Source organism: Nocardia thraciensis (assembly GCF_054782435.1).
This window is the reverse complement of the sequence record NZ_BAAGSM010000018.1, coordinates 380,454-392,632: the sequence shown is the minus strand read 5'-3', so window position 1 is coordinate 392,632 and position 12,179 is coordinate 380,454. Positions and strand designations below refer to the sequence as shown.

The window sequence follows — 12,179 nt, the reverse complement described above, 5'->3', positions numbered from 1 at the left end:
CGTCAGACGCGCTCGGCGAGACCCGGATAGTCGAGGAGGAAGCCATCCGAGTCGACAGTCACGGTCGCGCTCGATACCGGAGACAGCACGTGGATGCCGTCGGCGCCGCTGGAGTACGTCAGGCTCGCCTCCTGCACGAGCAGGTCCGGCAGGCGCACGTAGACGACGGGGACCTGTACGTCCTCGGCGGCGTGTGCCAGGCCGTGACGGCGGATGGGCAGAGTGTTGAAGAAGGGGCTGAGCACGACATCGACGTCGAGCGCGCCGCCGAAGGTGGAGCGGACGTGGGTTCCGCCCGCGTCGATCAGCCAGTAGTTCTCCTCGTCGCGCGCGATCGAGGCCTGCCGCTCGCCCGCCGCGACGGTGCTGCGCAGCGACAGCCGCTTGGTCACCCCGCTCTCGTCGGTGACCAGGTCGTAGGAGGCGCTGAACGCGGGGTAGTCCGCGGAGGCGCCCGCGATGATCCGGCCCGACGCGCGAATCCGGTTGCCGGTGACGATGACCCGCACCGATTCCATGCGGGACGCGTCGTGTGACCGCCAGGTGAGCACCGACGGCCAGCGCGGCCCCGCCGACGCCGCGTCCACGCTGGCGCCGCTCGCCTGGGCGGCCGCCGAATTGCCCGGGGCTGGATTGCTCACACCTCTACCGTAAGTGACGCGCACCCACCCGCCCGCGCGCCGTGCGGTGCGCGAACCTCGGCCGCGGCCACCGCCTACACCAGGGACTCGCGCCACGCCGTGTGGAGGGCGGCGAAACGACCGGTGGCGGCGATCAATTGGTCCGGGGAACCGTCCTCCACGATGCGGCCGTCGTCCAGCACCAGCACGCGGTCGGCGATCGCCACGGTGGACAGGCGGTGCGCGATGATCACCGCGGTGCGGTCGCGCAGGACGGTGTCCAGCGCGCGCTGCACCTGGCGCTCACCGGGGATGTCCAGGCTCGAGGTGGCCTCGTCCAGCACGATCACCGCCGGGTCGGCCAGGAACACCCGCGCGAAGGCGACCAACTGCCGCTGTCCGGCCGACAGTCGGCCGCCACGCTTGCGCACGTCGGTGGCGAACCCCTCGGGCAGCGACATCGCGAAGTCGTACAGCCCGACCGCCCGGGCGGCATCGTGCACCTCCGCCTCGGTGGCATCGGGACGGCCGAGGCGGATGTTGTCGGCCACCGAACCGGAAAACAGATACGACTCCTGGGTCACCATGGCGATCGTGCGGCGCAGGTCGGCATCGGACAGGTCGCGCAGGTCGACGCCGTCCAGGCGAACGGCACCGCCGGAGGGGTCGTAGAAACGTGCGACGAGTTTCGCCATCGTCGATTTCCCGGCGCCGGTGGCACCCACCAGCGCCACCACCTGCCCCGCCGGAATTACCAGCGAGAATTGCGGCAGCACCGGGGCGCCCCCGCCGTTTTCCGACGAATCCTGTCCGCCCTGAGTTTTTCGAGGCGGGTATTCGAAATGCACGTCCTCGAGCCGCAATTCACCGCGGGGCCGATCGATCGGACGAGGTGTGGACGGTTCCGGCACCGTCGGCCGTTCTTCGAGCACCCCCGAGACACGTTCCAGCGCCGCGGCGGCGGACTGGTAGGAATTGAAAACCTGCGCAAGTTCGTCCAGCGGGCCGTAGAACTGCCGCAGATACAGCAGAAAGGCCGCCAGCACGCCGATCTCGGTGTGGCCGTGAATGACCCGCCACGCGCCGACCAGCAGGATCACCACGGTGGTCCCGTTGCTGATCAGCCGCACCAGGCCGATATAGCTCGCCATGCCGCGCAGCGCACCGGCGTTCGCGGCGCGGTATTCGTCGTCCTCGCTCGCCAGGATCGTCTCGTTGCGGTCCTCGCGTCGGAACGCCTGCACCGCGCGGATGCCGCCCATCACTTCCACGAAGTGGACGACGACCTTCGCGATGGCGCCGCGGGTCCGCCGGTACCCGGCACGCTGCCGCCGCTGTGCCCACCGCGTCACGTAGACCAGCGGCACGAAACCGGCCAGCACCACCAGCGCCAGCGGAATGTCGAGCCAGAGCAGGATCGCCGCGATGGTGACCACCGACAGCACGGCGCTCAGCGCGTCGTTGAGGGCGCGGTCGAGCAAGTCCTCGAGCGACTCCAGGTCGCTGGTGAGCCGGGCGACTATCTTGCCCGAGGTGTAGTTCTCGTGGAACTGGATCGACAACCGCTGGACGTGCGTGAACACCCGCATCCGCAGGTCGAACAGGACCTGCTGGCTCAGCCTGCCGGATATGCGCACGAACAGGAACGTGGTGATCCCGCCCAGCACCGCGCACCCCGCGACGCCGCCTACCGCGACCATCAGGGGCAGCCAATCGCCCGAGCCCACACCGGCATCCAGCCCGTACGCCACGAACAGCGGCGCCCCCACCATGGCGGCGTTGTCCACCAGCACCAGAGCCAGCGCCGCCAGCGCCAGCAGCCGGTAGGGCCGCGCCAGCGACCACAGCAGCCGCCGCTGCCGCGCCGCCAGGGCCAGGTTCACCTCGTCGGTGGTCTCGGTTTCCTCTGCGGCGACGCCGCGCCAACCATCGGCGTCGGACATTCCTGTCACCTCCTCTCGCGTGCGGTGGTCCCGTTCGGATCAGCCGCGGCGGATCGCGAAGTCTTCGGCCTCGTCGGATACGTCCGCATCGACCTCACCCCCCATCAGTTCGCGGTAGCGCGGGCTGGTTTCCAGCAGTCGTTCGTGCGGGCCGTCGGCGATGATGCGGCCGCCGTCGAGCACCGCGACGCGATCGGCCCAGGCGGCCGTGGACGGGCGGTGGGCGACCAGCAGCACGGTGGCACCGGCCAACGCCGCGTGCAGGCGGGCCTGCACCAATTCCTCCGTGGTGACGTCCAGCGCCGAGAGCGGGTCGTCCAGCACCACGATGTGGCCGCCCGGGTGCGCCTGCCGGTCGAGTACCGCGCGCGCCAGGGCCAGGCGCTGCCGCTGGCCCCCGGACAGGCTCAGCCCCTGCTCGCCGATGCGGGTGCGCAGGCCCCACGGGAGGTTGTCCACGAATTCGGTGGCGCTGGCGACCTCCAGTGCGGCACGGACCTGGTCGGTGGTGGCGTCCGGATAGCCGAGGGTTATGTTCTCCCGCACGCTCGCCGAGAACAGCACCGGATCCTCGAACGCGACCGACACGATCGAACGCAGCTCCGACAGTCGCAGCGAGCGGATATCGACCCCGTCGATCGTGACCGCACCCCCGGAGGCGTCGAACAGCCGCGGCACCAGCCCCAGCAGAGCCGACTTACCGCTGCCGGTGGCGCCCACCACCGCGACCGTCTCCCCCGGGCGCAGCCGCAGCGAAATATCGTGCAGCAGATCCTGTTCGGCGTCCGGGAAGCGGAAACGCACACTCTCGAACCGCAATTCACCACGCAGCGGCCGCGGCGCCGGCTCCGGCCGCGCGGGATCGGTGATCTCCACCGGGGTGTCGATGATCTCCCAGTACCGCTCGGCCGCGGTACGGGCCTGATTCAGCTCGGCGAGCAGGAATCCGAAGCCGATGATCGGCCACTGCAGGTAGGTGGCCAGACTGATGCCCGCGACCAGCGTGCCCATCGACATCGTGGGCACCGTGACCAGATAGCCGCCGATGGCCAGCGCGGCCGCGATGCCCAGCGCCGATACGGTGTTGAGCGCCATCCACAACCGGGCGGCCAGGCGCACCTTGTCCAGCTCCAGACGCTGGAGTTCCCGGGCCTGGCGCCGGAACCGCTGACCGAGCCACGGGCCCCGGCCGAAGGCCTTGAGCACCCGAATGCCCTGCGCCGATTCCTCCACGGTGGTGGCCAGGTCGCCGGACTGGTCCTGGGCGCGCCGGGCCGCCCGCCCGTACTCCTGCTCGAACCGCAGGGCCAGCAGCACCAGCGGCACCGCGATCAACAGCTCGACCACGCCGATCTGCCACGCGAACGTGAACAGGATGACCACGCCCGCCCCCACCATGATCGACAGCGCGACGATGGTGGGCGCCACGAAGGCGAAGAACCGGCGCAGCGTGGACATATCGGTGATGGCGCGCGAGGTCAGCTGCCCGGACTCCATGCCGTCGTGCACGCCGACCGACAGGATCTGCAGCCGCCGGAACAGGGTGGAGCGCAGGCTCACCTCCAGCTGCGCGGCCGGGCGGGCGATGATCCAGCGACGCAGCCAGGATGTCGCCGTACTCACCAGCGACAGGACGATCACCAGCGACAGCGGCCACCAGATCGCGCCGAAATCATGTCCGGCGATGGGCCCGTCGACGATGCGCGCGGTCAGCACCGGGAGCAGGATGTCGCTGAGCATCCCCAGCCCGGACAGCCCGGCGGCGAAATACAGCATGCGCCGGAACGGCCGGATGTCGGGCCACAGGCGGCGCAGCGGACCCTGACCCGAATCGCGCACCGCCGCAGCGGGTCTGGGACAGTCGGCCTCCGCATCGGACGAGGCCCCCGCCAGCACAACGGACACGGCTTCTCCCCCTTCATCGTTCGCAAAGATTCACCCCGCGCCCAACACAACCCGCGCCCAACACAACGGGGGCATTACACAGCTTCGCACCGGGGTACGACATATCAGGTTGCCAGCAGGCACAGGGCCCCGCCAACCGATTTTCCGGCCCGCCCGCCCCCGGCCCGGATTACAGTGCCCGTGTGCTGATTGTTGCCGGATATCTGCGCGGCCGCGGCCCGGAGCGGCGAGCTGCCCGCGCAGATCACCACCACCGACGTGCGCGAATTCTCCTGCGAGACCGGGGAGAAGCTGTCCTGGGCGGCCTGAGGGGCGCGGTCCTACAGCCAGTCGGGCAGGGTCGGCAGGTCGCCGGTGAGGCCGGTGCCGTCGGAGCGGCCGATGAGCCAGGCCGCGACCAGTGCCGCCGGACCGCTGACCGTCGTGGTCGGCGCGGGACCGATGGTCGCGGTGTAGCCGGTGTCGGTCGTACTCACCGCGAAGGTGGGGGGCTTGGGCTCCGCCGGATCGGACGTCATCGGCTTGGTCCCGGCCGGGACGTTCGGGGTGGCGGCCCGATCCAGTCCCTCGACCACCTCCGACAGCAGCCGGGCGACGAACTCGCCGGGCCAGTCGGCAGGCTGGTAGCCAATGGCCAGGTCGACATGGTGGATTTCGATCTCGCGCAACCGCAACCACGGAATCTGAGCGGCGGGCAACTCCTTGCCGGTGCGGGTGCGTATCGGGGTGAGCCAGCGGTCGGCGGGCATGGCTCGGGCCAGGGCCAGCCAGCGGTCGGAGGCCGCCCGCAGGTCGTCGAGCTGTTCGGCGATCGGGCGGGGCGCGCCCGTCTCGATATCGGTGTCGCGCAGGAATTGGCTTGCGTACTGCGGGGTTTCGATACCGGTGCGCGCCCACAGCAGCAGGTTCACCAGACCGTCGGCGTTGCGCGACAGATGCGCCAGCACGTGACCGCGGGTCCAGCCCTCGCACAGCGACGGACCCGGAACGTCGGCGTCGGTCAGCCTTTCCACGGCATCGAGCAGGCGTCGGGTGGCCGAGTCGACGGTGTCGAGCAGGGCCGGTTGCTCACTGAGCTCCGGTGCATCGCTGGTCACGACTGTGACACTACTCATCGCGGCGCCGGTGCGCCGCCCGCTGTTCAGATGCCGGTCAATCAGCCGTTCCCTCGCCGCGGTAGGTATCGCGAGTGAGATTCGAGCGCAGTATCCGATTCGCGACCCTGGCCGCCGTGTTGTGCGCCGCCGCCTGCTCGTCCGGGGGCGATCCGGCGGCCCTCACCACCGGCGTGGATCGGCCGCTGGAGATCTCGCCGGACGACCTGCTCGCCCGCACCGGCGGCCGCACCGCGGTCGCGGTCGCCGATCCGCGGCACGGCCGGATCGAACGCCGCGCCGACGGCACCCTGGTCTACATTCCGGACCCCGGCTACACCGGCGACGACACCCTCGCGGTGACCACGACCGATGCCGTGCGCCGCTACACGACCGATATCCCGGCGCTCGGCCGATTCGGCGATACGACCGTGCAGGGCAGCGGATTCGGCTCCGCGTTCGCTCCGGTGCCGGGCGCCCCGGGCGAGTTCTACGGGCTCACCGATCGCGGCCCGAATGTGGACGGCCCGAACAAGAACGAAAAGCTCACGCCGACACCGGATTTCGCTCCGAAGATCGGGCGATTCCAGTTGTCCGGCGCCCGGGCGGTGCTGAAATCGACCATCGAGCTGAAAAACCGAGCGGGCGTGCCGTTCAACGGCCTGATCGACACGGCGGCCTCGACCGGAGAGACGATCCGCGACCTCGCCGGGAACCCGCTGACCCCCACCGATCACGGACTCGACACCGAGGGCCTGGTCGCACTGCCCGACGGAACCTTCTGGGTCTCCGACGAATACGGGCCGTTCCTGGTGCATTTCGATGCCTCCGGAACCGAATTGGAGCGGCTTGCGCCGGGTAGCGGTCTGCCGGAAGAACTTTCGCTGCGCAGCCCCAACCAGGGGATGGAGGGCCTGACCGTCACGCCGGACGGCAGCGCCCTGGTCGGGATCATCCAAAGTGGTTTGCAGACACCGGGAGTCGACTCGGCGCGCGAGGTGCCGATGACCCGCATCGTCACCGTCGACCTGAAGACCAAGGCCACCAGGGAGTTCGTGTATCCGCTCGAGGATCCGAAGAGCAAGCTGGCCGTCTCCGACATCACCGCGCTGGGCCCCACCACGTTCGTGGTCGACGAACGCGACGGCAAGCTCGCGCCGAAGGCGAACAAGAAGCTGTGGACCGTCGACCTGTCCGGCGCCACCGACGTCGGCCCCGGAGCGGCCGTGCCCGGCGCGCGCTACGACCCGAAGCTCGGCCTGCTCGTCGGTGACCGGCCGCTGGAAACCTATGTCGGCACGGTGCCCACCGCGGACGGTGTCGCGGCGCTGCGGCGGGCCGGGATCACGCCGGTGGCCAAGCGGTCGAACCTCGATCTGGGCGGGCTCGTCGACGCCCTGGCCGCCGACGGCGGCTTCTTCGGCAACGACAAGATCGAGGGCGTCGCCACCACCGACGGGGGTAAGACGCTGTATATCGCCAACGACTCCGATTTCGGCCTGGACGGCAGCACCGGGCGGCAGCCGCCGTTCGGGCTGCGGGCGAAGACCCTGCCGGACGGCGCCCAGGACACCGGCGAGATCCTCGAGATCGATACCGGCAAACTGCCCGCACGCACCGAGACCACCTCGATCACGGTGACCGTGGGCTGATTCTCAGGATTTACCCATGTGCAGCACGGACCCCTGACAGACGGCGATGGCACGGTGAAGACATGAACATCGTCATCGAACTCGTCGTCATGGCCGCCACCGTGGCCGTCCTGGCCGTCATGGCCATGTCGGGGGCTGTGGCGTCGTCGGCCCCGCGTTCGCTGGTGGCCGTGCGCGCCCGCCGCCGCTGACCCGCTCGGCCACCCCGATCTGCACGGCCAGCGCGATCAGCCACAGCGACATCGAACCCACCTGGATGCGCTGGGCGACGCCGAGCGCGTAGTCGCCGGGTAGGTTGTCGGCGATCAGCATCCAGGCGGTCGCCACCGAACCGAGGACCAGGATCCACAGTCCGGAGTGCCGCAGGATCGGCCAGCGGCGGTAGCGGAACGCGGCCGCGCTGAACGCGATCATGGCCACGAAGATCGAGGTCACCGCGAGCGTGCTGGTCAGGGCGTGCACCTGGCGCAGCTGTGGGAACAGGCTCTGGTCGCACTGCGCCGAACACGGCTGCAGCGGCCAGCGCGCGTCCGCGATCGTCGCGGCTCCGAAGCAGCCCAGCGCGACCCACCCGACCGTCGACAACCGGCGCCGCGAGAATGCGAACAGCCCGCCCGCTGCGGCCGTCAGCGCCAGGATGCCCGTGAGCGTGTCACCCGTGGAGAACACCCAGCGGTACGGCCGCCCCTCCTCGTCCAGCTGGCTGAGAAACGAGTTGACCGGGTTCAGGCCCACCGGCAGCACGAATTCCAGCACCCACGACGAGTAGCAGACTCCGGCCACAGCGATCGCCGCGGCGACGCACCAGCGCAGGGCCCGCTTCCACCGGCACTCCGGCCGCGCGGCGGTCGTCGCCCGAGCACGCTCGTCAGGCGTCATTGCCCTCGCTTCATCGGACTGGTCGGCTGGTTGATTTCCTTCCATCATGACCTATCGGCCCGACAGCGCCGCCTGCACTCGGTCGGCGGCATCCGCGGCGGCCTCGTGCTCCCACACCCGCACCACCAGCCAACCGGCTCCCGACAGCCGGGTATCGGTATCGCGGTCACGTCGGACATTTCCGGCCAGCTTCTCGGACCACCACTCCGCGTTGTTCTTCGGATAGGTGGCGTGCTCCGGGCAGCAGTGCCAGAAACAGCCGTCCACATAAACCGCCACCTTCCGGCGCGGGAACACCAGATCGGCACGCCGCCGCAGGCCCCGCAGCGGAGGCCGGTCGACGAAGAACCGATAGCCGCGGCGATGTAGCTCCTTACGCAGCGCCGTCTCGGGTTTCGTACCGACCCGCCGCTGCCGCGACATCCGCGCACTGGTCTTTGCGTCGGTGGTAGGGCGGCCCACCGTCATGCCTCCACCATCCTCGAGCATTCATACCGCCTCTGCCGTGGCGAACGGACCGCCCAGGCCATTCATGCCGCCTCCTGGGGAAACCCTCCCATGCGGAGCAGGTGGTTTTCCATGTCGGTCAGGAAGCCGGGCGGGAAGCGGAGGGTGCCGCGGGCGGCGCGACGCAGGAATCCAGCGGTGGCCCGGGCCGACAGCAGGCGCGGGTCCTCGAGGAACCAGCGCAGATCCTCGTACGGCTGGTGCACGGGCCAGGTGGAGACCGCCACGCGATGAGCCACTCCGGCTCGGCCCCACGCCGCGACGGGCCAGCGATGCGCGGGCAGCGGCAGCTCGTCGGGGACCGCTTCGACCATCGGATCGGCCAGGCGAGCCCCGGCCCACAGGGCCATGCGCACGCTCACCGCATTGCCGACCAGCTTCCACCGGTGACCCTGCCGAACCCCCGTGGCCGCCAGCGCCGGTTCCGTCCAGCCGCTCGAAAAGCCCTGCAGGCGTTCGGCATCGGTGATCCCCGGGGTGACAATCTCGCCGGACGGCAGCCGGATGGCGGGCGGGCTCGCGATCCCCAGTCCGGAGCCGCCCTTGAGGGTCGGCACGGCATTCACCGCCCAGCCCAGCCCGCGCACGCCCTCGGTCCAGTAGAAGCCGCACGGGTCGGTCTCGGGATCACCGATCACGCGCGGCCCGGCATCGGTGCCGAACAGCACCGGCCGCGGGTCCTCGGTGCGGGAGGCCAGCATCAGCACCCGCTGCCGCCGCTGCGGCAGGCCGAACGCGCGCGCGTCCACCACCCGATAGGCCCAGGTGTAGCCGAGTTCCTCCAGCGCGCCGGTGATGTGCAGCATCGCCCGCCCCCGGTCGAGCTGCAGCATGAACGGGACATTCTCGATCAGCAGCCAGCGCGGCCCCCACTTGCGGCGCACCAGCCGGAAGACCTCGTCCACCAGTCCCGAACGCGCGCCGCTGATTCCGGCGGTGCGTCCGGCCTGGGACAGGTCCTGGCACGGGAAACCGGCGGCCACCAGCTCGGTATCCGCGGGCAGCGCCCGCAGCCGGGTGACATCGGTATGCAGGTCGACCCCGGGAAACCGCGCCGACAGGACCGCCCCCGCCCCCGGATCGATCTCACACAGCAGTTCGGTCCGCCATCCGTGCGCGCTCAACCCGAGTTCCAGCCCGCCGATACCGGCGAACAGCCCGACCATCCGCGCGCCCGTCACTCCAGTCCCTTCCAGTCCGGCCCCCGGGTCCCGCCACCACCGTGCCGGACCCGCGGAAGAACGTTACTCGAGTGCTCGAGGGCGGTATGCGATCAACACCCGGCTCGGGGCTCGCACCTCACGCCACGTGAGGTCCTAGTGTCGGATTCGTGACTGCCGCGAGCTATCTCGAGGTGGGAGACCTGGCCTCCGCGACCGGGATGACGGTGCGGACGCTGCACTACTACACCGAGGGGATGTCTATCGTCGTCGAGGACGTCGACGCGCACTACCGCCATGCGAAATCGGCAGGGGCGCAGGTCATCTACGAGCCCACCGACCAGATCTACGGCTACCGCGACTACAGCGTCTGTTCAGGACCCTCCTGTGCGCAGCTTTTCCCAACGATCCCAGTGGTCGCGCCAGTACTGCACCAGAAAATCGCGGTAGTACTCACCATCAGTGCTTCTACGTTCGCTCCCGTAGAACGAGGAGACCTCGGTGCGCGCCTGTGATCGAGACAGCTCGCCGCGCGCGTACCTGTCGTAGATCTCGATGTATTCCTCGGAGTATCGGCCGCTTATGCCGATGTCCGGACCATCATTGTCCAGTATCTCCCGTCTGGCCTGGGCATTGACGAGCACGGCCTCGCCTTCGCCTCTGAGACGCGCGTCCACGTTCAATCGCAGCCATTCCTCCTTCGTTCTTCGTGCCCTCGACACGTGCGGCTCATGTCCGTAGCGGGCGTGGCCGACCTCATGCGCAAGAGTCCCCGTCGCACGAGGTGAGTTGGTTGCCTTCCTGCCGTCGAGGATGATCTCTTTGTTCTTGGTGTTTCGAGTGCTGTCGAACCCGAGATCTGTGTAGCTACCGTTGGCGAAGCCGTAGCGAATAGACCATCCCTCATGCTGAAGATCGCGAATCGCCGTGGTAAGCATGGGTGATTTCGCTACCAGAGCGTCCACCTCGGAGCCCAAGCCGGTGGGTTTGACGGGGATCTCACCGCGAGGTTCGGGTGTAGCGGTGTCGTTCATGGCGTGTTTCAGCGGTCCAGCGCCGGTCTGGTCGGCATCGGTGAATGTCCGCGCTACGTACCGACAATGGTCCGCGCCGGCAGAGGACGGACGCGCCCCTAGCTCTCCGACGTCGTCCATGTCCTTCGCCAACCTGGTGCGGAGGGCTTGCCACGCTCTACTGAGGCTGTTTCCGGCCACGGCACGACTCGATCGTTAGTTGTGCAGGTCATTCGTCACACCAATACTTTCGATGTGGAACCGTCAGTTGGGCGGCGATAGAAGAGATCGCCCCTCCCCGGTAGGTAGGCCCGGCACATGTGTGCCGGGTCCTATCCACCGCACTTTACTGTCCGGCGGATCTCACCGGAACGTTTCGTACACCCTGACGCCGGTGGCGATCCCGAAATGTCCGGTCGTGAACTCGAAACACTCGGCCTTGGGATGGGTCTGGGTGTGGTCCATTTCGGGATGTTCCCCGGCATAGGCGTGTCGCTGGCTCGCCTGCATGTACGGTCCGACCGCGAGGTGCGGCGCGTTGCGCGTGACATACACGCCGACGCAATCGACTTCCACGGTGAAATACCCATCGCCACCGCAGTGCGCGGAGGCACCGGTGGTCCAGCGATCGGTGACGCAATCCGTCGGCCCGGCCGCCGCGCTACCGGCCGTCACTCCGATCGCTGCCACCGCACCCGCGAACACCATCGCCGCGCCCGCCAGGCGCCGCACCATTACGTTCATGTCAACACACATCCTCTCGGTGATGCCGGAATTAGTTCCGAACGGTTTCATCGACTTTTCTCCCCTTGCGCCTCAGCGAGCGCGCGGGGCCCGATCACATCAGTCGCCAGTAGTAGCCCGGAGTCGTGAGCGGGTGTTCGGTGTTCTGCAATACGAGGGCAATTCCGTTGTCGCGCAGGTACATATTCGGCGCCGAGCGCGGATACAACACCCAATCCGGCGGCTCCTGCGTGCCGAACCCGCCCCAGTCCGCCCGACTGTCGTCACAGGATCCGACGATCACCACTCCCGGGGAGGTGGAGGTGTCGCCGATGAGGCATTTATCGGGATGGTCGGTGAGTTGGAAACGGAGATACGTGTCGGGCATCGTGATCTTGGTGAAAACGTGCGGCGTGTCCGAACGGCAGGTCGATTCGTCCACCGCGTCACCTCGGCCCGCTGCCGTTTCGTTGTAGTAGATACAGGCCGGGTGGGCCGGATCGCCGCGCTGAATGAACCTGAACTGCCAGGGCACCCCGTCTGCCAGAGCACCGGGCGAGGCAGGAGCCACGGGTGCGGCGCCGACCTGCGCCGGTGTCGCGCACAGCATCGCCAGCATGGACGCGACCAGCGCGAGCTTCCTTCTTTGCACAGCTGCTCCTTACGAGAAATCGAATCGGACG

11 protein-coding genes are annotated in these 12,179 nt (G+C 68.8%); 1 reads left to right on the top strand and 10 read right to left on the bottom strand.

Going from position 1 to position 12,179, the window contains the following annotated elements:
• Positions 1-2: 2 nt before the first annotated feature.
• The 4 genes from ACYVLQ_RS11190 to ACYVLQ_RS11175 all read right to left on the bottom strand — a co-directional run bounded on the left by ACYVLQ_RS11190 (position 3) and on the right by ACYVLQ_RS11175 (position 5,565).
• On the bottom strand, positions 3-587 hold the full coding sequence (locus tag ACYVLQ_RS11190; RefSeq protein WP_460697453.1) for a putative glycolipid-binding domain-containing protein: 585 nt from the start codon (positions 585-587) through the stop codon (positions 3-5).
• A 128-nt stretch (positions 588-715) separates the two neighbouring features.
• The gene (locus ACYVLQ_RS11185) at positions 716-2,563 is read right to left on the bottom strand and encodes an ABC transporter ATP-binding protein (protein ID WP_460697324.1); all 1,848 of its coding nucleotides are present in this window, start codon (positions 2,561-2,563) and stop codon (positions 716-718) included.
• 39 nt (positions 2,564-2,602) lie between these two features.
• The gene (locus ACYVLQ_RS11180; protein WP_460697323.1) at positions 2,603-4,468 is read right to left on the bottom strand and encodes an ABC transporter ATP-binding protein; all 1,866 of its coding nucleotides are present in this window, start codon (positions 4,466-4,468) and stop codon (positions 2,603-2,605) included.
• Positions 4,469-4,788: 320 nt separating this feature from the next.
• Positions 4,789-5,565 carry a maleylpyruvate isomerase family mycothiol-dependent enzyme gene (locus ACYVLQ_RS11175; protein ID WP_460697322.1) on the bottom strand — a complete coding sequence of 259 codons (777 nt, stop codon included), beginning with the start codon at positions 5,563-5,565 and terminating at the stop codon, positions 4,789-4,791.
• 92 nt (positions 5,566-5,657) lie between these two features.
• Here ACYVLQ_RS11175 and ACYVLQ_RS11170 point away from each other — a divergent pair, with 92 nt between their 5' ends.
• Positions 5,658-7,214 (top strand): esterase-like activity of phytase family protein, encoded by a 1,557-nt coding sequence (locus ACYVLQ_RS11170; protein WP_460697321.1) that lies wholly within the window; start codon positions 5,658-5,660, stop codon positions 7,212-7,214.
• Between the two features lie 117 nt (positions 7,215-7,331).
• Here ACYVLQ_RS11170 and ACYVLQ_RS11165 read toward each other — a convergent pair whose 3' ends face one another.
• The 6 genes from ACYVLQ_RS11165 to ACYVLQ_RS11140 form a co-directional block, all read right to left on the bottom strand.
• A complete protein-coding gene (locus tag ACYVLQ_RS11165; RefSeq protein WP_460697320.1) occupies positions 7,332-8,093 on the bottom strand; it encodes a DUF998 domain-containing protein in 762 nt (253 codons plus the stop codon).
• Between the two features lie 51 nt (positions 8,094-8,144).
• Positions 8,145-8,561, bottom strand: a complete 417-nt coding sequence (locus ACYVLQ_RS11160) for a very short patch repair endonuclease (RefSeq protein WP_460697319.1) — start codon at positions 8,559-8,561, stop codon at positions 8,145-8,147.
• A gap of 62 nt (positions 8,562-8,623) precedes the next feature.
• Positions 8,624-9,766: a DNA cytosine methyltransferase gene (locus ACYVLQ_RS11155; protein ID WP_460697452.1), complete on the bottom strand. Its 1,143-nt coding sequence runs from the start codon at positions 9,764-9,766 to the stop codon at positions 8,624-8,626.
• A 368-nt stretch (positions 9,767-10,134) separates the two neighbouring features.
• Positions 10,135-10,914, bottom strand: a complete 780-nt coding sequence (locus ACYVLQ_RS11150; protein WP_460697318.1) for a hypothetical protein — start codon at positions 10,912-10,914, stop codon at positions 10,135-10,137.
• A 222-nt stretch (positions 10,915-11,136) separates the two neighbouring features.
• A complete protein-coding gene (locus ACYVLQ_RS11145) occupies positions 11,137-11,517 on the bottom strand; it encodes a hypothetical protein (RefSeq protein ID WP_460697317.1) in 381 nt (126 codons plus the stop codon).
• A 94-nt stretch (positions 11,518-11,611) separates the two neighbouring features.
• Positions 11,612-12,148, bottom strand: a complete 537-nt coding sequence (locus ACYVLQ_RS11140; protein WP_460697316.1) for a hypothetical protein — start codon at positions 12,146-12,148, stop codon at positions 11,612-11,614.
• Positions 12,149-12,179 lie beyond the last annotated feature (31 nt).